Origin of the sequence: Kineococcus sp. NBC_00420 (assembly GCF_036021035.1) — a bacterium.
Lineage (GTDB): Bacteria > Actinomycetota > Actinomycetes > Actinomycetales > Kineococcaceae > Kineococcus.
In genome coordinates, this window is sequence record NZ_CP107930.1 from 2738851 (window position 1) to 2761132 (window position 22282).

General features: G+C 73.8%; 22 protein-coding genes and 1 tRNA gene. 9 read left to right on the top strand and 14 right to left on the bottom strand.

The features are described from left to right. Positions 1-71: 71 nt before the first annotated feature. Positions 72-707: an isochorismatase family protein gene (locus tag OG218_RS13265; protein WP_328293695.1), complete on the bottom strand. Its 636-nt coding sequence runs from the start codon at positions 705-707 to the stop codon at positions 72-74. A 127-nt stretch (positions 708-834) separates the two neighbouring features. Further along, on the bottom strand, positions 835-1452 hold the full coding sequence (locus tag OG218_RS13270) for a CGNR zinc finger domain-containing protein (protein ID WP_328293696.1): 618 nt from the start codon (positions 1450-1452) through the stop codon (positions 835-837). Between the two features lie 122 nt (positions 1453-1574). Between OG218_RS13270 and OG218_RS13275 the strand changes: the two genes are divergently transcribed. Further along, on the top strand, positions 1575-1862 hold the full coding sequence (locus OG218_RS13275) for a hypothetical protein (protein WP_328293697.1): 288 nt from the start codon (positions 1575-1577) through the stop codon (positions 1860-1862). Positions 1863-2161: 299 nt separating this feature from the next. Here the strand turns inward: OG218_RS13275 and OG218_RS13280 are convergent, their stop codons facing one another. From OG218_RS13280 to OG218_RS13290, 3 genes are read right to left on the bottom strand one after another with little or no spacing between them, the layout of a single operon-like run. Next, a complete protein-coding gene (locus tag OG218_RS13280; protein ID WP_328293698.1) occupies positions 2162-2722 on the bottom strand; it encodes an SET domain-containing protein in 561 nt (186 codons plus the stop codon). A gap of 15 nt (positions 2723-2737) precedes the next feature. After that, entirely contained in the window at positions 2738-3346 is a 609-nt protein-coding gene (locus tag OG218_RS13285; RefSeq protein ID WP_328293699.1) for a flavin reductase family protein, read from the bottom strand. 22 nt (positions 3347-3368) lie between these two features. Continuing rightward, positions 3369-4760 (bottom strand): polysaccharide biosynthesis tyrosine autokinase, encoded by a 1392-nt coding sequence (locus OG218_RS13290; protein WP_328293700.1) that lies wholly within the window; start codon positions 4758-4760, stop codon positions 3369-3371. A gap of 179 nt (positions 4761-4939) precedes the next feature. Between OG218_RS13290 and OG218_RS13295 the strand changes: the two genes are divergently transcribed. From OG218_RS13295 to OG218_RS13305, 3 genes are all read left to right on the top strand, one after another. Next, a complete protein-coding gene (locus OG218_RS13295; RefSeq protein WP_328293701.1) occupies positions 4940-6334 on the top strand; it encodes a sugar transferase in 1395 nt (464 codons plus the stop codon). Continuing rightward, complete coding sequence (locus OG218_RS13300; protein WP_328293702.1) at positions 6331-7458, top strand: glycosyltransferase; 1128 nt, start codon at positions 6331-6333, stop codon at positions 7456-7458. Before OG218_RS13295 ends, OG218_RS13300 begins: the two co-directional genes overlap by 4 nt. 64 nt (positions 7459-7522) lie before the next feature. Continuing rightward, a complete protein-coding gene (locus tag OG218_RS13305; RefSeq protein ID WP_328293703.1) occupies positions 7523-8365 on the top strand; it encodes a hypothetical protein in 843 nt (280 codons plus the stop codon). Positions 8366-8369: 4 nt separating this feature from the next. Here the strand turns inward: OG218_RS13305 and OG218_RS13310 are convergent, their stop codons facing one another. Genes OG218_RS13310 through OG218_RS13320 form a run of 3 tightly spaced genes read right to left on the bottom strand, consistent with a single transcriptional unit; the run spans position 8370 to position 10644 of the window. Then, positions 8370-9020, bottom strand: a complete 651-nt coding sequence (locus tag OG218_RS13310; protein WP_328293704.1) for a hypothetical protein — start codon at positions 9018-9020, stop codon at positions 8370-8372. Then, the gene (locus OG218_RS13315; protein ID WP_328293705.1) at positions 9017-10402 is read right to left on the bottom strand and encodes a hypothetical protein; all 1386 of its coding nucleotides are present in this window, start codon (positions 10400-10402) and stop codon (positions 9017-9019) included. Before OG218_RS13315 ends, OG218_RS13310 begins: the two co-directional genes overlap by 4 nt. Then, a complete protein-coding gene (locus OG218_RS13320) occupies positions 10393-10644 on the bottom strand; it encodes a hypothetical protein (RefSeq protein WP_328293706.1) in 252 nt (83 codons plus the stop codon). Before OG218_RS13320 ends, OG218_RS13315 begins: the two co-directional genes overlap by 10 nt. Before the next feature lie 256 nt (positions 10645-10900). On the opposite strand from OG218_RS13320, the gene OG218_RS13325 reads away from it, so the two are divergent. Further along, positions 10901-11752, top strand: a complete 852-nt coding sequence (locus OG218_RS13325) for a hypothetical protein (RefSeq protein WP_328293707.1) — start codon at positions 10901-10903, stop codon at positions 11750-11752. A gap of 90 nt (positions 11753-11842) precedes the next feature. Continuing rightward, positions 11843-12001: a hypothetical protein gene (locus tag OG218_RS13330; RefSeq protein WP_328293708.1), complete on the top strand. Its 159-nt coding sequence runs from the start codon at positions 11843-11845 to the stop codon at positions 11999-12001. A 1-nt stretch (position 12002) separates the two neighbouring features. Here OG218_RS13330 and OG218_RS13335 read toward each other — a convergent pair whose 3' ends face one another. From OG218_RS13335 to OG218_RS13355, 5 genes are read right to left on the bottom strand one after another with little or no spacing between them, the layout of a single operon-like run. Next, on the bottom strand, positions 12003-13454 hold the full coding sequence (locus OG218_RS13335; RefSeq protein ID WP_328293709.1) for a lipid II flippase MurJ: 1452 nt from the start codon (positions 13452-13454) through the stop codon (positions 12003-12005). After that, positions 13454-14599: a glycosyltransferase family 4 protein gene (locus OG218_RS13340; RefSeq protein WP_328293710.1), complete on the bottom strand. Its 1146-nt coding sequence runs from the start codon at positions 14597-14599 to the stop codon at positions 13454-13456. Before OG218_RS13340 ends, OG218_RS13335 begins: the two co-directional genes overlap by 1 nt. Further along, positions 14596-15684 carry a glycosyltransferase gene (locus OG218_RS13345; protein ID WP_328293711.1) on the bottom strand — a complete coding sequence of 363 codons (1089 nt, stop codon included), beginning with the start codon at positions 15682-15684 and terminating at the stop codon, positions 14596-14598. Before OG218_RS13345 ends, OG218_RS13340 begins: the two co-directional genes overlap by 4 nt. After that, positions 15672-17030 carry an O-antigen ligase family protein gene (locus tag OG218_RS13350; protein WP_328293712.1) on the bottom strand — a complete coding sequence of 453 codons (1359 nt, stop codon included), beginning with the start codon at positions 17028-17030 and terminating at the stop codon, positions 15672-15674. Before OG218_RS13350 ends, OG218_RS13345 begins: the two co-directional genes overlap by 13 nt. Further along, the gene (locus OG218_RS13355) at positions 17027-18148 is read right to left on the bottom strand and encodes a glycosyltransferase (protein WP_328293713.1); all 1122 of its coding nucleotides are present in this window, start codon (positions 18146-18148) and stop codon (positions 17027-17029) included. The genes OG218_RS13350 and OG218_RS13355 overlap by 4 nt, the downstream gene beginning before the upstream one ends. Positions 18149-18258: 110 nt before the next feature. Here OG218_RS13355 and OG218_RS13360 point away from each other — a divergent pair, with 110 nt between their 5' ends. Next, on the top strand, positions 18259-18375 hold the full coding sequence (locus tag OG218_RS13360) for a DLW-39 family protein (RefSeq protein ID WP_328293714.1): 117 nt from the start codon (positions 18259-18261) through the stop codon (positions 18373-18375). Positions 18376-18387: 12 nt separating this feature from the next. Beyond that, a tRNA-Ala gene (locus tag OG218_RS13365) sits at positions 18388-18460 on the top strand. A 118-nt stretch (positions 18461-18578) separates the two neighbouring features. On the opposite strand, the gene OG218_RS13370 is transcribed toward OG218_RS13365, so the two are convergent. Further along, complete coding sequence (locus OG218_RS13370) at positions 18579-19649, bottom strand: GGDEF domain-containing protein (protein ID WP_328293715.1); 1071 nt, start codon at positions 19647-19649, stop codon at positions 18579-18581. A gap of 234 nt (positions 19650-19883) precedes the next feature. Here OG218_RS13370 and OG218_RS13375 point away from each other — a divergent pair, with 234 nt between their 5' ends. After that, the gene (locus OG218_RS13375) at positions 19884-22220 is read left to right on the top strand and encodes a putative bifunctional diguanylate cyclase/phosphodiesterase (protein WP_328293716.1); all 2337 of its coding nucleotides are present in this window, start codon (positions 19884-19886) and stop codon (positions 22218-22220) included. Positions 22221-22282 lie beyond the last annotated feature (62 nt).

The following is a 22282-nucleotide window of genomic DNA, read 5'->3' on the forward strand; positions in this document are numbered from 1 at the left end:
TCGGCGGCGATGACTGCCTGCACCCCCAGTACGCTGCGCACGTCCTGGAGCGCTTTCCGGACGGCCCGCGATCACCCGCCGACGCGCGCGCGGCCGCGGACCGCGGAGTCGACGAGGTTGTCCAGGGGCAGGGGCTGCGCCCCGGCGACCGCCTCGACCCACTGCTGCGTGGTGGCGACCGCGGCGAAGTTGGAGTGCAGCAGGACCATGAGGGTCTCGTGCAGCACCGACGCGGGGACGTGGCCGACGGCGTTGTCCAGGTCGATCGCCCCGCTGGCGTCGGAGAGGACCTCGGCGGAGAACCCCAGGCCCTCCGCTTCCACGGCGCTGGCCAGGTCGCAGTTGTTGGTCATGAACCCGACGATCGTCACGGTGTCGACGTCGCGTTCGCGCAGCCGGTCCGCGAGACCGGTGCCGGCGAAGACGCTGCCGAAGGACTTGCTGATCCGCTCGTCCCGGGGGTCCGTGACCGTGAGGAGGTCGGGGTGCAGGTCGAAGCCGGGGGACCCGGCCGCGAAGATCGGTGCTCCGGCGGGCATGGCGTGCTGCACGAGCACGATCGGGACGTCGTGCGCCCGGGCGGTCTCGACCGCGCGGACGACGTTGGCCAGCGCGTCCGCGGGTGCGGGGTGCTGGATCGTCAGGGGACCGCTGAAGTACTCCTGCTGGACGTCGACGACGACGAGGGCGCGGCGGGGGGAGGTCATGGTCGCTCCTGGTGAGGTGGTCGCGGGGCGGGGTGGTGATCGGTCCGGGCTCCCCGGGTGGGGACGTCCCCACGCTACCTGCACATCACGTCAAAGATGGCCTTTCTCCGTGAGATTCAGTACCTGCTCAGGCGGGTTGGCCGGTCCGGCGGGCGTAGGAACGGGCCGCCCGGACGCGATCGCCGCAGCGCGTGGAACACCACTGCCGCCGGCCGTGGGTGCGCAGCATGAAGCGGTCACAGGGTGCGGCCGCACAGGTCGCCAGCAGGGTGGCGTCGGCACCGGTGAGCACGTCCACGACGTCGGCGGCGATCGCGGCCATGGCGTGCTCCACGACCTGGGTCGCCGGGTGGGTCAGCTCGCTGGTGAACCCGGCCGGAGAGCCCCACCGCAGCAACCGGACCGCCGGCGTGCGGGTCAGGGCGTCGTTCAGCGCCTCCACCGCACCGGCGGACGGTGCCTCGTCGGCGACGGCCGCCGACAGCAGGTCCCGGACCGCGTCGCGCAGAGCGGTGAGCCGGTCGGCGCAGTGACGCTGCAACTGCGCGTCGCTGGGGGCCAGGTCGTGGGCGATGAGCCAGGCGGTGGCCGCGGCGGGGGTGGGCAGCAGTTCGACCACCTCGTGACCGGCGCCACCCCGACCGGCGACGCGCAGCGTGCTGTTCGCGAGCTCCAACCCCACGTGGGCCGCGGTCCCCGGCGCCGGCGGCAGCGGCGGGGTGGACGCGATCAGCGGTTCGGGCACTGGTTCACGCTAACACCGCCGATCGTCCGTGAGAGGCGAGACGGAATCGGTACCCGGATGTTCGTGGTCCCGCGCTCCGCCGCGGCAGCCGCGCAGGTCGTCGACCACTCTGGGGTGAGGACGTGGACGGGCTCGCTGCTGCCGCCGGGGTGCTCCCCGTCTTCGTGATCGTCGGGCTCGTCGTGTGGCTCACCACCCGGGCCGCTGAACGCCCCGCGCGCTGGTGCGCGGTGGTCTGCGGTGGTCTGCGGTGGTCTGCGGTGGTCTGCGGAGTGTCCGCCGTGGTGCTCCTCGGACCGGCCCTGGCCGGTGGCGGGGAGTGTCGCAGCGCTGCTGATCGGCGAGGAGTTCCTCCGTGGGGGTACCCAGCCGGCGACGACCTGCCGCGGCAGGTCGTCCCCGCGCGGTGACGTCAGGGACGTCGAGGTCGGCCCCCGGCGCGGCCTCGACCTGCAGGCGGCCCGTCCCCGTGGGCCAGGGGGGTGCTCCCCGCCGTCCAGGCGCAGGAACGGCCGGGAGCAGGGCCGCAGGACGACGGCGTCCTCCACGAGGTGCAGGGCGACCACCCGCCCGCGGACCCGTTCGTGCGGTCGACCGCCGAGGTCGTGGTGGGTCTCGACGAGGTAGGTCCACGACGTCGTCGCGGGCGGTGGCCGCGCCACAGCACTCGTGCTCCCAGTCGCCGACCTCGACCTCCACGGGGGCACGCTCACCCCGGACCTGCGGCCCCGTCCAGCCGCGGACGCCGGGAACCGGCGATGCGCTCGCGCAGGATCGGCACCCAGTGCGGCCCGTACCCCACCTGCAGCGTGGGCAGGCGCCAGTCCCGGCCGGTGACCCGACCGCGGCAGGACAGCGCCCGGCACGAGCACGACATCGCGAAGTCGGGGTCGTCCGTGATCGTCGCGTAGTCGAGGGTCAGTTCCTCGCCGGCGGTGACGTCCCGCCGCGCGACGACGGTGTACGGGTCGACCCACCAGGTGTTCGGGTCGCAGCTGTGGTTGCCCGCGCGCTGGGGCGCGTCCGGGGGTAGGACCAGGTTGAGGTCCGCCCCGACGGAGAGCGTGTCCACGTAGGTCCCGGACCTGGCCGCGTCGGCGAAGAGCCGGTGCTGCTCGGCGTCGGAGACGAGGCGTCCGCCGAACCGGCTGACGACCGTGCCGGCGCGCAGGGGGCCGGTCGCGAACAGACCGACCCCCTCGATGGGTGAGCGGTCGACCCGGGCCAGGGGAGTGAGCCGGCAGTCGGGTCCGGGCGGGGACAGTGGCACTGACGGCGTCACGACTCAGGCGGGCCGGTCCATCCGCAGTCGCCGTTCGGCGCTGATCGTGAAGTAGTCGCTCGGGCCGCCGCCGCGCAGCAGCGGGTCCGCGGCGAGGGTGTCGAAGACCCCGTCGACGAGCACGCTCTCGTCGACGTGCACGACGACGACCTCACCGAGCACCAGCCACGCGTCCACTCCCGCCCCTGCGGCGTCGGTGAGTTCCTGCACCCCGCTGACCCGGCACTCGAAGGACACCAGGCTCTCCGCGACCCGCGGCGGCCCCACCTCCAGCGACGCCTCCGGCGTCAGCCCGGCGAGGGCGAACTCGTCGACCTCGGGACCGACCGCGGCGGAGGTGGCGTTCATCCGCTCGGCCAGGTGGGCGGAGGCCAGGTTCCAGACGAACTCGCCGCTCGCCTCGGCGTTGGCGACGCTGTCCTTGCGCCCGATGCTGGAGAACCCGACGATCGGCGGGCGGTAGGCGAAGAGGTTGAAGAAGCTGTAGGGCGCGAGGTTCAGCGTCCCGTCGCTCGCCTGCGTCGAGACCCAGCCGATGGGGCGCGGCGCCACGATCGAGTTCAGGGGGTCGTGGGCGAGGCGGTGGCCTTCGCGGGGTCGGTAGGAGTGCACGAGCCGCGACGCTAGCCGCGTCTCAGCGTTCCAGCACGACGGCCTCGGCGTCCTCGGGGACGGTCGGTTTGTAGCCGTAGCCGTACTCGTAGGCGTAGGAGAACTCCGACGCCTTCGCCGGGACCATCGTCAGCACCCCGCCCAGCACCCGCGCGTCGACGGCACGCAGCCGTTCCAGGCCGCGGGTCAGGTGGTCGCGGGTCGTCTTGCCGTGCTTGACGACCATGATCGCCCCGTCGGTCTGGCGGGCCAGCACGGCGGCGTCCGCGACGGGCAGCAGCGGTGGGGAGTCGATGATGACGAGGTCCGCGCGCTCGCGCAGCCGCGTCAGCAGGTCCGACATGTGCCGCGACCCCAGCAGGGCCGCGGGGTTGAGCGGGATGGGACCGCTGGCCAGGACGGACAACCCGGTGTCGCCGTAGGGCTGCAGCACGTCGTCGAGGTCCGCGCGGCCGGCGAGCACCGTCGTGAGGCCGGCGCTGTCCTCGACCCCGAGGTAGTCCGCGACCTTCGGCAACCGCAGGTCACCCTCGACGAGGATGACCCGCATCCCCGCCGTCGCAGCCGTCAGGGCGAGGTTCACCGCGGTGGTGCTCTTGCCCTCACCGGGCAGCGCGGAGGTCACGACGAGCACCTGGGGCGGGTGGTCGACGTCGGCGAACTGCAGGTTCGTCCGGATCTGGCGCAGCGCCTCCGACTGCGGGGAGCGCGACCCCTCCAGCACGAGTTCGGGGCGCGGACCGCCCGGGCCGTCGGGGACGGACCCGAGGGCGGGGGCGCCGTGGTCGGTGATCGTCGTCAGCGACTTCACGGTCGTGTCGAGCACCTCGCGCAGCACGGCGAGACCGGTTCCGAGGACGACACCGGCGAGCAGGCCGAGGGCCAGCGTCCGGGGCAGGTTCGGCGCGATCGGGTCCTCGCGGACGACCGCGGGCCGCAGCACGCTGACCCGGACCGGGCTCATCGTGTCGGGGGTGGCCTGCTCGAGTTCGCTGACGGCGGTCCCGAAGTGCTTGGAGATCGCGTTCGCGACGTCCACCGCCAACCTCGGCGAGGACTCGTCGACGGTGACCTCGATGAGGACCGTCCCCAGCGGCGCGCTGGAGTTCACGTGGCTCGCCAGCGCACGGGCCGTCGTCTTCAGACCGAGCTCGTCGATGACGGGCTGCAGCACCTTCGGGCTGGTCAGCACGCCCGTGTAGGACTGCACCCGCTGCTGGGTGAACATGCTGCCCTGCATGAGCGCCGTCGCGTTCCCGGTGTCGTACATCGACACGAACAGCAGGCTGTCCGCGCGGTAGACGGGTGCGCTCGCGCTGAAGGCCCCGACGCCCGCCCCGGCGCCGAGCAGCACGGAGAGGATCACCAGGATCCAGTGCTTGCGCAGCGCGCGCAGGTAGTCGACGAGTTCCACGGACGTCCATCGGCCGTCCCCGTCCGCACCTGACCCCGGCCCCCGGGGCCGGGACCCGGACGCCCGGGCGCGACGGAGGCGGCTTCGGGCCTCAAGTCGACACGCCGGGCGGACGACGTTCACGGGGTCAGGCCCGGGCTTCGTGCTATCGGGCGTCCGAGGTGGAGGACCGCGTGACCATGGCCAGTGATCCGAGCACGGGTGTGCGCCCGGCCGATCGCTGGGTCTCGTCCGGGATCGGACGCACCCACGGACCCAGGTCCCAGCTGGGGCTGCTGCTGCTGGCCACCGACGCCGTCTGCGTCCTGGCCGTCGTCCTGCTGCTCGGCCACGACGAGCCCGCCGTCCTGGTCTTCTCCCCCGCCGTGCTGGTCGTCCACGCCTTCGCGGGTCTCCACCAGCCTCGTCTCGACCTCAGCATCCTCGACGACCTGCCCCTCCTGCTCGGCGCGGCCATCGCCGCGATCGGTCTCGCCTCCATCGCCCAGGGGGCGCTGGGGATCGGGCAGATCGACGGGACCGCGCTGCGGGCCGTCCTCGTCCAGACCGCGCTGTTCACCGTCGTCCGCACCGTCGTGTACTCCGTCCGCCTCCGCCACCGCCTGTCCCGCCGCGTCGCGTTGCGCACCCTCGTCGTCGGGTGCGGTGGCCTCGGTGCCCAGCTCGTCGAGATCCTCGGCTCCGGCGAGCACGGACTGCTGCCCGTCGGCTTCATCGACGACGACCCCCGACTGCCCGCCGCGGCGCGACCGCTGCCCGTCCTGGGCGGTATCGCCGACCTCGAACGGCTCGTCGCGGAGCACGAGGTCGCCATCGTCGTCATCGCCTACTCCAACGCCCCCGAGATGGTCGTCGTCGACGTGCTCCGCGGGTGCCAGGGACTCGACGTTGAGATCTTCACCGTCCCCCGGTTCTGGCAGGTCACCAACACCCAACGTTCCGTGCAGTCCGTGCGCGGCGTCCCGCTCGTCCGGCTGCGCCGCCCCGCGTTCCGCGCCTCGAGCTGGCGGCTGAAGCGGGTCATGGACGTGACCGCCTCCGCGATCGGGCTGCTCGTCCTCAGCCCGGTCATCGCCGCGTGCGCGCTCGCCGTGCGCCTCGAGGTCGGCCCCGGTGTCCTGTTCCGCCAGGAGCGCGTGGGCATGGACGGCCGGCACTTCCCGCTGCTGAAGCTGCGCACCCTGCGGGTGGACGACGCCGAGTCCGACACCCGCTGGAGCGTCGGCGAGGACAGTCGGGTGGGGCCCTTCGGCCGGTGGCTGCGTCGCCTCTCCTTCGACGAACTGCCCCAGCTGTGGAACGTCCTGCGCGGCGACATGTCGCTCGTCGGACCGCGTCCGGAACGTCCGCACTTCGTCGAGAAGTTCACCGTCGACTACGACGACTACCTCTGGCGCCACCGCGTGCCCGTGGGCGTCACCGGGTGGGCCCAGGTCCACGGCCTGCGCGGCGACACCTCGATCTCCGAGCGCGCCCGCTTCGACAACTACTACGTCGAGAACTGGTCGTTGTGGCTCGACGTCAAGATCCTGCTGCGCACCGTCGTCCAGGTCGTCACGGCAGCCGGTCGGTGAAGCCCCTCGTCCTGGTGCTGGGCACCGCCGACTGGGACGCCGTCATCGCGACGAACCAGCACCACGTCAGTGCGGCCCTCGCGCAGCGCTGGCCGGTCCTGTTCACCGAGGGAGCCGGCACCCGACGACTGCGGCCCTCCGACGCCCGTCGCGTCCTGCGCCGGCTGCGTCCCTCCGTCCCCGTCGCAGGACGTGTGCTCCCGGCGGGGCTCGAGGTCGTGAGCACCCGGCTCGTCCCGCACCACGCCCCCTCGACCCGCGCGGTCAACGCCCGGCTGCTGCGCCGCCAGGTCCGGCGCTGGATCGAGCACGACGGGCCGCGGCTGCTCTGGACCTACACCCCGTTCACCTACGGCCTGGAACGTCACGCCGACGCCGCCGTCTACCACCTCGTCGACCTGCTGCACGAGAACCCCGGCGTGCACCGGGGACGCCTCCTGGCGGCCGAGCGTCTCCTCGCCCGCAGGAGCGACCTGGCCGTCGCGACGAGTCCCCTCGTCCAGGCCCACCTCGACGCGCAGGGGTTCACCCGGACGACGTGCCTGCCCAACGTGTGCGACGTCGACCTCTTCGCCGCGGCCCGCGGACGCGGTGTTCCACGTGGAACCACGGTCGTCTTCGCCGGGACGCTGGCCCCGCACAAGGTCGACCTGGCGCTGCTGGCCGACCTCGCCGCCTCCCTCGGGACCGCGCGACTGCGGTTGATCGGACCCGTGACCGATTCCGCCGCAACGGATCCCGCGTGGTCGCGGCTGATCGCCGCCGGCGCCGAGATCGTCGGCGCCCTCCCCGCGGCGGCGCTCGCCGACGAACTCGCCGCCGCCACGGTCGGGATCGTGCCCTACCTCGTCTCGCCCCTCACGGTGGGCATCAGTCCGCTGAAGACCTTCGAGTACCTCGCCGCAGGACTGCCCGTCGTGAGCACACCGTTGCCGGCCGTCACCGCGGTTCCGGGCGCGGTGTTCGTCGCCGACCGCGAGGCGTTCGTGCGCCAGGTCCTGCACGTGCTCGCCGTCGACGACCCGTCGCGACCCGAACGCGTCGCCGCGGTGGCGCAGGGACAGGACTGGACCTCGCGGGGACGGGAACTGCGGGCGCTCGCCGGGGCGCTGCTCGCGGCGTGAGCCGGTCGGGTGGCGACCTCCCGTTCTCGCCCGGAGCGGTCGGGCCCTGATCCATCCTGGAGAGATGGCCCGCAGGATTCCCACGTTCGAGGAGTGGTCGGCGACGGCCCAGCCCGTGCTGTCCGTCGGCCTGGACCACGCCCGGCGTCCGGCGTGGCTGGTCGACGCCGCCGGGGAGCGCCTCGACCCCGCCGTCCTGGGCTGGGCGCGGATCGTCGAGGACGGACTGCCGGTCGTCGACGCGCCGCAGGACGACTCCGGCGTGCTGGAGACCGCGGCGACGATCGGTGTCGGGGTGGTGCTCGGGATCGGGTTCCTCGGGATGGCGGCGTTCCAGGTGGTGAGCGGCGGAGCCGGGGACCTCGGCTGGTTGGCGCGGTCGGGGGGCTCGGGCCGGCAGGAGTTCCGCCAGCCGGAGTCCTGGGGACGCTGGACCGCGCCCCGGTCGGTGACGTGGACCGAGGCGCCGGCGCTGCGCTTCGTCGAGGGCGGGGTGCTGACCGGTCTGCCGCAGATCATCGACGCAGCCCGGTCCCGTCGAGGTCACGAGCTGAAGCTGCGGGTCGGGCGTGACCACCTGGAGTTGTTCACGGTGCGCCGCTCGCGGGGCCGCTTCCGCTGGGAGTCCACCGACGTCCCCGTCTCCCGGCCCGTCCCCGACGGCTGTGCACCGAGCTGGCGGGTGCCGCACACGGAGGTCGTCGGAGCGGAACTCCTCCGGTCGGCGAAGGGTGAGCACTGGAGCGAGGTCGAGCGCTACGTCTTCGCGCTGACCTTCGCCGACGGGAGTTCGCTGCACCTGGACCTCGAGACCGGACGCGGAGACTCCGCGAGGCAGCTCGTCCGCCGGCGGGCGGGTCTGCCGGGGCCCTGGAGCGAGCCGCGACCCGCCGAGGCCGCCGGCTGAGAGCTCAGGCCGCCGCGACCTCGGCGACGAGGAAGCGGACGGAGCTGACGACGGCGGCCGCGAGGTTGCTCACCGAGCCCCAGACGTGCAGGGCGGGGGAGTCGATCGTCACGACGACGACGGAGCTCCCTGCGGGGTGCGGGATGTGGACGTCGAAGCGCCCGTGGTCGAGGAACGGTCCGTCCTCGGCGGGCGCGGGGTCCGCCGCGAAACTGCGCCGCTCGAACCGGGTGTCGACGACGGCCGGCCCGCAGGGCAGGTCCAGCCAGCGGACGTCCGCGGGGCCGTCCGCCGGAGAGTGCCTGCGCTGCAGCAGTTCCAGGATGCCGCGGGCGGCGACCTCGGGGTCGTCGTGCGCCGACGGCGAGCGCGACACCGACAGCGTCACCGGGGCGATCCCGCCCTGCTCGTCGCCGAGCAGCCCCAGGGCGGCGAACCCGACCTCGATCGCGGCCGCGGCCTGGGCGCGCAGCAGCACCAGGATCCGGGTCGCGACGACGAGGCGGTGCTCGTCGCCGCCGTGCGGCAGCAGCCCGGTCACGAGGTCCTCGAACGCGTCGGGGTCGGGCATCCCCTCGGCGTCGAGGTCGAGGGGGAGGGCGTGGAAACCCGCCGGGACGACCAGTTCCAGGCCGAGGTCTTCGACGGGGTTCACCGGGAGGCTCCCTGGACGGCGGCGACGAACGGGTCGCTGGGGTGGGGCTCGCGCGGGTTCGCTGCGGCCCAGGCCTTTCCGGCGACCGTGGTCGCCATCTTGACGTGGGCGTCGACGACCCTGGCCGCGACGCTCGAGGTGTCCGCGATGACGAGCTTCGCCGCGGCGGGGACCTTCGTGCCGATGACCCCCGCTGCGGCGTTGACGGCCTTCGTGCCCACCAGCTGACCGGACCCGAACTTGATCTCCGCGCCGGCGACGGCCGTCCTCGCACGCTCGGCGAGCGAACCGGGCTTCACCGTCCACGTGGGGACCTGCGTCTTCACGGACTTCTCGACTCCGGTCAGGAACGTCCCCGCCTTGCCCGGCAGTTTCGAGGCCTTGGTGATGTCGAAGGCCTTGGCCGCCCACGGCACCTTGGCCGCGGTGCCCTGGACCGCCTCACCGGTGAGCCTGTAGGTCGACGCGGCACCCTTCGCGATCGCCTCGGCGCCCTCGCCGGCCGCCTTGACCCCGGTGAACGCAGCGCCCAACGGGATCAGCCCGAGGGCGTCCCCGGCGAGCGTCACGACCCCCACGTCCGCCCCGGCGGCCTTGGCGATCCCGTGGGCGGCGAGTGCACCCGCACTGGTGAGCAGTGCGCCGGCGGCGAAGACCGCCCCGGCCGGTTCGAGCCAGGACGTCAGGATCGCGAGGGTCGCGAACACCGACGACAGCGTCGAGAGCGCGTCCCCGACGGCAGCGAAGTCGTCGGCGTGCTCCTGGACCCAGTCCCAGGTCTTCTCCCATCCGTCGGCGACGGTGTCGCCGATCTGCTGCCAGAGGTGGTGCTGGAGCGCCTGGTCGGCGGCCTTCTCGAGCGCGGCGCCGACCTCGTCGGCGGCGTCGAGGTAGCGCTGGTGCAGGTCCAGCGAGCGCTTGCGGACGGCCGTGAGCCCCGCCTGGGCGGAGTCGACGGCGTCGGCGAGCTCCCCGACGACCCGCGCGGTGTCCTCGGGAGCGGTGACGCGGGGCTGGTTCCGGGCGGCCTGCGCGGCGCTGACCCCGGCCGCCGCGGTGGCCGCCTCGCGTTCGAGCCGCTCGGCCTCGGCCTGGAACGCGGCGAGCTGGGTCTGCCACCGCAGCAGGGCGTCACGCCCGGTGTCGAAGGCGTCGCGGGCCCGCTCGACCAGCGGCAGCAGGTCCTGGTGGGTCTGGTCGACGAAGGCCTGGGCCGCCTGGCCGCGCCACTCGCCGGCCTCGATGCGGCGCAACCGGCCGGCTGTGTCACCGAGGCCGCCCGCCAGGTCGCGCAGGGAGCCGGCGAGGGAGCCGGTGCCGTGCACGTCGCCCGGGGTGGGGTCGGCGCCGAGGTGGGGGAAGCTGCGCACGGTCACCGGCACGACTCCGAGAGCCTGGTGTCGACGTCGGCGAACGTTCTCTCGATGACGTCGAGGTCGGCGCTCGCCGTCCCGACCTGGTCGGCGAGCCTGCCGAGGCCGTGGTTCCAGTCATCGGAGAAGTCCTCCAGGCGCCGGATCAGCTTCGGGGCCCCGAGCGCAGCGGTGTCGTGGCCGCCGAGGCGGCGGCGGGCGGTGCTGAGGTCGTCGGCGACGCAGCGCAGGTCACCTCGCAGGGACGTCACGGCGGCGTCGGTCAGGCGCAGGTCGGATACGGGAACCTCTCGGGACGGGGGGCTGGGCCACCACGGTCACCCGTGGGCTGCGGATCGTGGGGCTCGATCCCCTCGTGGTCCGCCCGATGGCGCAACGGACCTCACCCACCCGTCGGGGACCGCTCACGATTCGCACCCGCCCCGTGACACCAGGGCCTTCGCCCGCTCGGGCGCCGCGTGCCCGGTCGGGCCCCGGGACGGCGGTGAGCTGTTCCACCCTGGAGTCGTGGCCCGTGATCTCCCCTCGTTCGAGCAGTGGCTGTCGACCGCCCGGCCGGTGGCGAGCGTCACCCTCGACGCCTCGCTCCGTCCTGCGTGGCTCGTCGACGCCGCCGGTGACCGGCTCGACCCCCGGGTGCTGGGCTGGGCTCGCGTCCCCGCGGACGACGCACCGCTGGATCCTCCCGAGCAGGACCGGTCGAGTGCCCTGACCACCGCGCTCGAGATCGGTGGCGTGGTCGTCGCCGGGGTCGGACTCCTCGGGCTGGTGGCGTTGATGGTGGTCGGCGACGCCGCCGGGGCGGCCACCGGGTGGTCCTCGGGGGGCTCCGGCCAGGACGAGTTCGTCCAGCCGGAGTCGTGGGGGCGCTGGACCGAACGTCGTGAGGTGGAGTGGGTGCACGCTCCGGCGCTGCGGTTCGTCGAGGGCGGGGTGCTGACGGGGCTCCCGCAGACCATCGACGTGAAGCGCAGCGACAAGAGCGGGATCCTCCCGCGCGAGCGCCTCGTGCTCAGGGCCGGGGAGGAGCACGTCGAACTCTTCGTCCAGCGCCGTTCCCGGGGTCGCTACCGGTGGCGCTCCACCGACGTCCTCGCGTCCCGGCCCGTCCCGGCGCTCTGCGAACCCGACTGGCGGGTGGCCCACGGCGAGATCGCCGGGGCGGAGTTGCTGGACACGTCGAAGGGGCAGGACGGTTCGGAGAGCCGGCGGGTCGTCCTCGCACTGACCTTCGCCGACGGGAGCGCGCTGCACCTGCGACTCGAGAGCGGACAGGAGAACCAGGTCGTGCAGGTCGTGCGGCACCGCGCGGGCCTGCCCGGCCCGTGGCGCGAGACGGAGCTCGCGGACCAGCGCTGAGGCGTGCCGCACCGCAGGTCCAGGTGGGCGACCACCCCGGACTCGCGGCGATCCTGGCCCCAGGAGCGCGCCGAGGCGCATGCTGGTCCCATGACCGACGCGAAGGACCCGCGGGCCCGGTTCCGGACCCTGCCCGACCCCGTGCGACTCGAGGACACCGTCGAGACCCACGACCCGTTCCCCCCGACGCCCGACCCCGCCGAGGCCCAGGACCCCAACCGCGCCGCCGCACTGCGCTGGCCGCTCTGACTCAGCGCACCAGCGCGAGGACGACCCGGCGCCACGGCGCCAGCACCAGCACCGCGACCGCGAACACCGCCAGCACGCACCCGCCGACGGCGACGAGCCCCGGCCACCCCCGGGCGGGGGCCCACGCGCACGCACCCCACGCCACCAGCGCCACCGGCACGCACGCCCCGACCCAGCGCCACAACGTCCGCGAGACCCCGAGCACGTGCGCGGCGACGGCGGCCGTCACCACGGCCCCGGCCGACGCGGCCAGCCCCAGGGTCACCGGGCCCAGCAGCGCGTGCAGCGACACGTTCACCGCCAACGTCACGACCAGTCCCGCCAGCAGCGACCCCGCCGCCACCGTGTTCTCGTTCGCCGCGTTCAGCGCCTTCACCAACACGTACGCGCACGACTGCGCCCAGAAACCCAGACCGAAACCCGTCAGCACCGACGCCGACGTCGCCACCGCGCCCACGTCGAACGCACCGCGGGCGTAGAGGACCTCCACCACCTGCGAACTCCCCACCGCCAGCACCACCGAGACCGGCGCGACGACGAGCAGCAACCCCGGCAGGATCCCGGCCAGGCGCTCGCGGGCGACGGCGGTGTCCAGACCGGACAACGCCGCCAGCCCGGCCAGGCCCAGCGGGACGGCCAGCAGGTTCACTCCCGTGCTCGCCACGAACCGGGCGTAGTCGACGGCGGCGACGACCTGGTCCCCGAGCAGCGAGGCGACGATCCGCTCGGTGACGACGGAACCCTGCAGCACGAGGGGCAGCAGCAGCAACGGTCGCAACCGTCGCCACAACCGCCCGCGCAGTTCCCGACCGCCCACCCCCGAGACCGGGGGCAGGAACCCGCGGCGGCGTACCGACGCGTACCCCCAGGCGTGCAGGACGAGGTAGGCCGCGGCGAAACCCCCGGCCAGGACGACGGGTCGGTGCAGCAGCCAGGCCAGTCCCAGCGACGCGAGCATGCCGAGGTTCTGCGCCGTCGCCCGCGCGCTGGACAGCCGGAACCCGTCGTGGGAGATCTCCAGGTAGCTCAGCAGCGAGAACTGCAGGTAGCTGGGGATCCCGACGGCCATCACCCGCAGGAACTCCGCGGACGCCGTCGCCGCCTCGGCGTCGAGGCCCGGCGCGAGCAGGTCCACCGCCGGCCGGGCGAACACGAGCAACCCGACGGTGAGGATCCCGGACAGCACCCAGAGGGCCGTGCGCAGTCCGTGGAACAGCGTCGCCGCCCGGGCCGGATCGGTGCTCAGGAGTTCCTTGTGCAGCGGCAGGAACCCCGCGGTCAGCACGTCGGCGGTGAAGAAGTCGACCGGCATGAGGGTTCCGGTCTGCGCGACGCGGGTCGCCGTCGCCGGGATCCCCGTGCCGTAGGCCGCGGCGAGCAGGACCTCGCGCAGCATCCCCAGCAGTTTCCCCGCCAGACCGCCGAGCACGAGACGCTGGACGGCGGCCCGCATCAGCCGACGCCCAGCAGGTCCGCGTAGCGCGCGGCGACCCCGGCGAGGTCGTACCCCGCGGGCAACAGCGAACTGCTCGACCGCCCCCGCGCGAGGACGGTGCGGACCGCCTCCAGCAGCGCCGTCGGGTCGCTCGCGTCGACCCGGGTCACGGCATCGCCGGCGCCGGTGACCTCCGCCGTGGTCAGGGCCGTCACGGCCGGGGTCCCGCAGGCCAGGGACTCCAGGACGGCCATCGGCAAGCCCTCCCGCCACTGCGAGGTGAGCAGCGAGACGTCGGCGGCCGCGTAGAGGGCCGGGACGCGTTCCCGGGCCACGGAACCCAGGAACCGGATCCGTGCGGAGACCCCGAGTTCCCGGGCGAGGTGTTCCAGCGCGGCGCGGTCGGGACCGTCACCGGCGAGGACGAGGAAACCGTCGAGCCCGGAGAGCAACCGCACCGAGCGGTCGGCGCGCTTCTGCGGGTGCAACCGGCCGGCCACCAGCAGCAGGGGAGGACCGGCGGGGATCGACAACTCCGCCCGCAGTGCCGCAGCCGCGACGGGGTCGGGACGGAACACCGCACCGTCGACCCCGTTGGGCAGCAGGTGGATCGGTGGCATCCCGACGAGGCTGCCCAGCGGTGCCCGGGAGAGCGATCGTTCGACGCTGGGGCCGATGGCCACGACGTCGTCGAACCTCCGGTACGTCGCGACGTCGCGCAGGAGTCCCCGGACGTTGCGGACCGAGGACACCGTGGGCCGCAACCGGTGGCTGCCGAGCTTCGAGGCGAGTTCCATGACGGAAGTGCCGTGCGCCTGCATGACCGCGCGGGCGCCGGAACCGGCGACCAGGTCCACGCCGGAGAACGCCCCTGCGCTGATCGAGAGGACCCCGCCCACGTCACCGTCGGAGAGTTCCTCCGCCAGCCCCGCGCGGGAGGCCCGCCACCACGCCGCGGAGTAGCGTCCGCTCGGGGTTCTCGGCAACGCCCGCAGCCGCACCCCGTCCAGCACGGAGTCGTCGGGACGGCCGGGAACGGAGGTGGTCAGCACCGTGACCGCCGTGGTCCGGGCGAGTTCCCGGCACAGGTCCCAGGCCACCGACTCCATCCCGCCCACGTGGTGCACGGGCAGGCTGCGGGTCACGACGACGACGCGCTTCACCGCCGCACCAGCCCGTCGAGGAGTTCCTCGAGCCGCGCGGTCCGACTGTTCACGTCGAACTCCCCGGTGACGTGCTCGCGTGCCGCCGAACCCAGCCGGGCGGCGAGCTCCGGGTCGTCGAGGACGCGGCGCAGCGCGGCGGCCAACGCCACCGGATCGGCCTCGGGGACCAGCAACCCCGTGACGCCGTCGACGACGGCCGACGGGATCCCGCCGTGCCGGCTCGCCACGACGGGACGACCCAGCGCTCCCGCTTCCAGCAGCACCTGGCCCAGTCCTTCCTGGTCACCGCTCGGAGCGGTCGTCGAGGGCAGGCACAGCACCGCGGAACGCGCGACGAGTTCCAGCGTGGCGGTGTTGTCGAGGCGACCCACGAACCGCACCCGGTCACCCAGACCCAGTTCGCCGACCAGGTGCTTGAGTTCCCCGAGCAGCGGTCCGTCGCCCACGCACGTCAACCGGACGCCGGGGAGTTCCGCGAGCGCCCGCAGCAGGTGGACGTGGCCCTTCTTCGGGACGAGTCGCCCGACGTGGACGATCGTGCGGGGTTCGGGTTCCCTGGCGGCGGGGAGCTTCCGCAGGTCGAGTCCGAGGTGGTGGGTCACGGTGCGGTCCGCGGGGAAACCCCGGTCCAGCAACCGGGTGCGCAGGTGTTCTGAGACGGGCAGGAACAGCTCACCCTGGCGGGCCAGCCGCGCCCGGCGGCGGGCGTACGTCACCCAGGACGGCGTCCGGGCGCGCAGCAGTGCGGCCGTGGTGGTCGTCGCGTCGAAACCGTGGAAGACCGTCGCGAGGGGGACACCGGCCCGGCGGGTCGCGGGCAGGACGCAGGAACCCTCGACCCCGAAGTGGGCCAGGACGGCGTCGACCCGCAGGTCCCGCAGCAGCCGGGTCATCGGGGCGGACCCGAGGCCGGCGGTGTGCGCTGCGGCGCCGCGGCCGAGCACAGCACCGGACACCCCGGCGGGAAGGGCGTCGCGGGAGAGCAGGACGGGTTCCCAGCGCGTGAACGCCCGGGCCTGTTCCAGCACGAACGTCTCGGAGGCGATCCCGAACGTGTGCCGCAGGACGGCTACGCGGGGCACGCCGCCTCCTGGGGTTCGACGGCCCGGGCGGCCTGGACCCGGGTGGCGACGAGGGCCAGCAGCATGGCCAGCAGGATCATCGACTTCGACTCGCCGTAGATCGCGGTGTTGTCGCCCATGCCGTGGATGAGCACCCACCACCACGCCCCGAGGGCGAACGCCGCCGTGCGGGCGACGGGGGTTCCCACGGTGGTGACGACGGTGCGGGTGAGGACGACGAGGATCGTGACCGCCATCGCCAGCAGGGCGGCGACGCCGGGTAGTCCGGCGGCGGACCAGGCGGCGATGAAGAGGTTGTGCGGGGGCAGGGTCGTGATCCCCAGGGACGCGAACTGCGCGATCGTCAGGTCCCAGCCACCGTGGCCGAGGCCGAGGACGAGGTGTTCGCGGAACATCTGCAACGCGAAGTCCCACATGGGTTGCCGGCTCTCGAGGCTCTCCGTGGACGCCTCGGCGTAGCCGGGCACGAACTTCTCGAGGATGCCCGGGAGGACCCACGCACCGAGACCGATCGCTCCGGCGGCCTGCGGGAGGAACCACTTCGCGTTGGGCCGGCCGAGGACCTGGACGCCGCGGACGGCGACGGGCAGCAGGAGCGCCAGCGCGGCCGCGGTCTTGGAACCGGTGGCGAACGTGGCCGACCAGCAGACGAGGGCCCCCGCGGCGTAGAACCGGCGGCGGAGCCCGCGCTGACCGACCCCGAGGGCCAGGAAGGAGAACGTCGCGACGCCGAGGAACATCGACGACACGTTGGCGTTGATGAAGAATCCGCCGGCCTTGTCGGGGTCGGTGACGTTGTTGGCGGAGCCGTTGAAGAACGCGGTGATCGCGTCGGGACCCACGATGAGCGTCGCGAGCGGGGAGTGCAGGAACGTCGACTCGACCGCCGGCAGCAGCCGGAACGTCCAGACCAGGACGGCGTTGAGCAGGGCCCAGAGCAGCACGATCGTGAACGGCCCGGTCAGCGCCCCGGGTCTCGACCGCTCGACCCGCGTCGCGTAGAGGATCAGGAAGAGGAACGACACGATCCGGGCGACCTCGAGGATCCCGTACATGGGCACGGGCGACCAGGCGATGGCGAGGCCCTCGGCCAGCGCCAGCAGCAGCACCACGCGGAACACCGGGTCGCGGACGGGGAGTTCCTTGCGCTCCAGCAGCCAGCAGACGGCGATCAGGATGACCCAGCACTGGCTCAGCGGCAGCGACAGCTTGCCCAGCGGCCCGACGAACAACTGCGGCACGGCGAGGAACGCCGCCACCGACAACCGGGTCCGGTCGGAGGCGGTGACGCAGAACAGCAGACCGGTGAAGGCCCCGGCGGCCGCGAGCCCGAGTTCCAGGATCACCCGCGCCCCCCGGCGTACCGCTCGACGAAGGCCGTGACCTCGTCGCGGAAGCGGGTGACGTCGAAGACCTTCGCGCGGTCGCGGCAGGCCGAGGGCAGGCAGTGCTCGGCCCGCGCCACGGCGGCCGCGAGCGTCTCGACGTGCAGGTCCTCCACGAGCGCCCCGCTCACCCCGTCGAGCACGGTCTCGCCGGAACCTCCGCGGGCGGGCGCGACGACGGGGGTCCCCGAGGCCATCGCCTCGACGGGCACGATGCCGAAGTCCTCCACCGTCGGGAACAGCAGCACGCTCGCCCGGCGGAGCAGTTCGCGGACCTGCGGCCGGGTGGGGGAGTCGAGCACGAGCACGGGGACCCGGCTCGTCGCCGCGCGCTCGCGCAGCTGCGCGAGCAGCGGTCCCCGGCCGGCGACGACGACGGCCCGCCCGAGGCGTTCACCGACGTCGATCGCCGCGAGGTGGTTCTTGTAGGGCACGAACCGGCCGAGGGCGAGGAGGAACCCCGCCGGCAGGTCGAGGGTGTCCGGCGCCTCGTCGGCGAAGGAACCCACGTCGACGGGTGGGTGGATGACGACGGCCTCGCGGTGCCAGAACCGTTCGACGCGGGCGGCGACCTCGGCGCTGTTCGCGGCGATCGCGGTCAGCCCGGCGGCGGCCCGGCGGTCCAGCACGGACAACGCCCGACGGGCCGGGGCCAGCAGCGGTGACGTGCCGCGACCGTCGAGTTCGGGGCTCCACACGTAGCGGGCGGGGGTGTGGACGTAGGCGAGGTGCACCCCGTCCGGGGCGACGAGCCGGTTCGAGGTCGCGAAGGCGTGGTGGGAGGTGAGGACGAGGTCGTAGCCGCCCTGGACGTCGCGCGCGTGCGCCCACCAGGCCGGGGCCATCAGCGGCAGGGCCAGCGCGCGGTGCCCCCGGAGGGCGTCGAGGGCCGTCGTCCGCACGCGTCGCCCGCCGAGGTCGAGGACGACGCCCGGTTCGGCGCTGAGGGCGTGCAGGTCGGCGTCGGGGAACTGTCCCGCGAGGACCTCGAAGACCTGTTCCGCCCCGGCGCGCGCCGCGATCCACTCGTGCACCAGCGCGGTGCGCGGGTGGCTGCGGGACCTCGGGGGCGTCGGCATGACACCCACCGGTCGGCACCCGGCCCGCAGACCTGAGTCCCGGGCGATCACCCGGGGTCGCGCGTGCTAGCTTTTTGCTGTCGTCTCGACCACGTCCTGGAGGTTCCCCGGTGAAGAAGCTGCTGTTGGTGGCGGTGCTCGCGGGTGCCGCCGTCGTGTGGCGCCGCAAGGCGTCGGAGAAGGCCGAGCGCGACCTCTGGGCCGAGGCGACCGACTCGGTCCGCTGAGGTCCACCCTCCGGGGGCATGGCGCAATTGGTAGCGCACCTGCTTTGCAAGCAGGGGGTTAGGGGTTCGAGTCCCCTTGCCTCCACCGGAACCCGTCGAGGCTGGTCGCGCGAGAGCGTGGCCGGCCTTCGTCGTCCACCCCCTGACCCTCGACCTCCGTGGCACGGTGCACCGCGTGCGCATCGACGCGGGGGGCCGGCGGGTCAGGCGGCGTCGACGCAGACCCGGTCGCGACCCTCGACCTTGGCCCGGTAGAGCAGGCGGTCGGCGCGGCCGTACAGGTCGTCCAACGAGCCGGACGCGTGCGCCGCCGTGGCCGCGACGCCCGCGCTGACGGTCACCGCCGGGCCGTCCACGTCCGCGCTGACGGCGGTGCGCAGCCGTTCCGCCAGCGCCGCCACGTCGGCGAGGTCGGCGCCGGGCACGACGACGAAGAACTCCTCGCCGCCGACGCGCGCGACCAGGTCACCCGGTCGCACCGTCCTCGTCAGCACGGCGGCGACCCGGCAGAGCACCTCGTCGCCGGTCTGGTGCCCCAGGGTGTCGTTGATGCGTTTGAAGTGGTCGATGTCGAGCAGCACCGCGCCCGTCGTCGCCGGGTCGGGGCCCGGTGCGCCGCACGGCGCGACCTCGAGGGCCGCGCTCAGTCCCCGCCGGTTCAGCAGGCCCGTCAACGGGTCGTGCGCGGCGAGGTGGTCGGCCCGTTCGAGCGCGGTGACCGCCCGGTGCAGCGCGGCGTCGAGACGTCGGCGCAGGATGAAGAACCCGCTGACGGTGATGACGAGCACCATGTCGACGGCCAGCACCCGCGCCATCCGGACCAGGGGGTCCCCGGCGATCGCGAGGACCAGGCTGGAGGCGGTCCCGCCGGCCAGGGCCAGGTGGAGGAGCATCGAGCGGATGCTCGTGAACATCGCGGCGTAGAGCGGGCCGACCACCAGGGCCATCACCGCCTCCTGCCGGAACGCGGGATCGCGGACGCACAGGGTGAGGACGGCGATCAGCAGGGTGGCCCACACCGACCACCAGCTCTGGGGTCTCCGGGTGCGTCGGTGCTGCAGGACGGCCAGGGCGGCCACCGGCTGGGCGAGGACGCCCGCCCCCAGGACCACGGGCACCGTGCCCGGACGCAGGATCTCGGGGACGAGGGTCACGACCGCGACCGCCAGCAGCAGCAGGGCGGGCGCGCACAGGGCGATGAACACCTGACTGGCCCGCAGGGACGTCGCCGCGTCGTCGAGCCCGCGTTCCGCCCCGGGGCCCCGCGGTCTCACCACCATCTCCCCCGCACGGCCCGCGCGTCCCCGATCCGTCGATGCTGCACCCGCCGTCGCACCCGTCGCACGACCCTCCCCACCATCGGCACCCAGGAGGCCCTTCCGAAGCGGTGCACGCACACCGTGGCCGTTCGACGCCGGACGTCCCCGCGAGACGGTCAAGGCCCCGCCCGCACCAGCCGACGTGAGACAGGGGCCCGGCGCGGGTCGCCGAGTCCGGGAGGTGGTCGAGTGCGCGGTCCGTCCCTGCGGGCCACCGCGACCCGGGTCGCGGTGGTGGTGATGGCAGTGGCCTTCGCGGCCTCCTGCGCGTGCGTCCCCCTGCGTCCCCTCCTCGACCGCACGTTCGGTGGCGCGCCGGTCTCGACGGTCGTCGACCTGGTCCTCTACAACGTCGTCTACGTCAGCGCCGCCGCCGGGTTGTTCCTGCACGCCTCCCCGTCCCGGCGCGACGCCGTCGGCTGGCGCGTCCTGGCGGTCGGCATGCTCTGCACCGCGGTCGGGAACGTGTGGTTCTCCCTGGTCCTGGCCCAGCTGCCCGTCGTCCCCTACCCCTCCCTCTCGGACGCGTTCTACCTGTGCTGGTACCCGGCCTGCTACCTGGCGATCGTGCTGGTCCTCACCGCCCACGTCGGGCGGTTCCCGCTGAGCGTGTGGCTCGACGGTCTGGTGGCCGGCGCCGGGGTGGCCGCCGTCGCGGCGGCGTTGTGGTTCCGGCCGCTGACCGCGGTCGACCCCAGCGCCCCCCTGCTCACCGTCGTGGCCTCCATCGCCTACCCCGTCTTCGACCTGCTGCTCCTGGTCCTGCTGGTCGGGGTGCTCTTCATCCTGCGCACCGCGACCCGCGACTGGGTCCTGCTCCTGACCGCCGGGCTGGCGGTGACCACGGCCAGCGACATCGTCCTGTCCACCCGGACGGTCGAGGGCAGCTACGTCCAGGGCGGCTGGGGGGACGTCGGGTTCCTCGCCGGGATCGTCCTCATGGCGTTCGGGGCGCACCGCAGCCACCGGGCCCGCACCGTCGACGCCCTCGAGGTCCTCACCCGTCGCCGGGGTGGCTCGTTGCGTGTCCTGCTCGTCCCGCTGCTCAGCGCCGGCGCCAGCCTCGTGCTGCTCTTCCTCGGGCAGGGGGACCGGTTCCCGCCCGTCGCCGGCGCCTTCGCCGCGGCCTGCGTCTCCGGGGCCGGGCTGCGCGCCGCCATGACGTTCCGGGAGCTGGGCCGCTTGGCCGACGTCCACCGGGAGGCCCGCACCGACGACCTGACCCGCTTGCCGAACCGCCGCGCCCTCTACGAGGAGTGCGACGTCGTCCTGGGCGCCGCCGCCCGGGAGGGCACGAGCACCACGATGCTCCTGGTCGATCTGGACGGGTTCAAGGACGTCAACGACAGCCTCGGTCACAGCGCCGGCGACGAACTCCTCGTCGCCTTCGCCCGTCGGGTCGAACGCGTCCTGGGACCGGGTCAGCTCTTCGCCCGCCTCGGCGGTGACGAGTTCGCCCTGCTGCTCCCGGGCACCGGTGAGGCCGACGGCGTGGCCCTGGCCGCCGACGTCGTGCGCGCGGCCCAGGAACCGTTCACCCTGAGCACCGCCCGCATCACCGTCGACGCTTCCGTCGGCGTCGCCGGCACGTCCGGTGGGCCCGAGAGCCGCGGCGCGCTGCTGCGGATGGCCGATGTCGCGATGTACGCGGCGAAGGGCAGCCCACGTCGGGTCTGCACCCCTGCCGACGCCGGTGCCGGTCACGTGGGGGAGTTCAACCTCGCCCTCCTCTCGCGCCTGCGCGACGGTCTCACCGGCGACCCCGCCCGGCGCGCCGCCGCCGGACACGTCGAGGTCCTCCTGCAGCCCAAGATCGACCTCGGCGACGGGACCCTCAGCGGCGTGGAGGCCCTGGCCCGCTGGCGCGACGCCGACGGAACCCTGCTGCCACCCAGCGAGTTCCTGCCCCTCATGGCCCGGGCCGGTCTGCTGCCGGCCCTGGCCTCGGAGGTCCTGCACGCCGCGCTGCACGCCGCCCGGCGCCTGACCGCCGGGGGTCTGGACGTCCCCGTGGCCGTGAACCTGTCCGCCGTCGACGTCCAGGACCTCACCCTCGCCGCCCGCCTGGCGCAGCTCCTCGGCGAGTTCGGTCTGCCGGCGTCGGCGCTGACCGTGGAGCTCACCGAGGACAGCCTCGTGACCGACCCGGAACGGGTCGCCGGGGTGCTCGCGTCCGTCCGGGCCCTCGGGGTGCACGTGAGCCTCGACGACTTCGGGACGGGCTACTCGTCGTTGTCCTACCTGCGGCGGCTGCCGGTCGACGAGGTCAAGCTCGATCGGTCCTTCACCATCGGCATCGGCAGCGACCCCGCGGCGGAGGCCGTCGTACGCCACACCGTCGGTCTCGTCCACGCCCTCGGACTCCGCCTCGTCGCCGAGGGCATCGAGGACGCCGCGACGGCGGAGGTCATGCGCCGCCTGGGCTGCGACCAGGGTCAGGGCTTCCTGTGGTCGCGTCCGGTGACCAGTGACGAGCTGCTCCGTTCACGGTGGGTCGTCACCCCGGAGGTGCCCGCCACGAGGTGACGGAGGGTCCGGCGTGACTGGACCGGGTAGGTCCCCGGCACGCCGAACCCTCCGTCAGGACA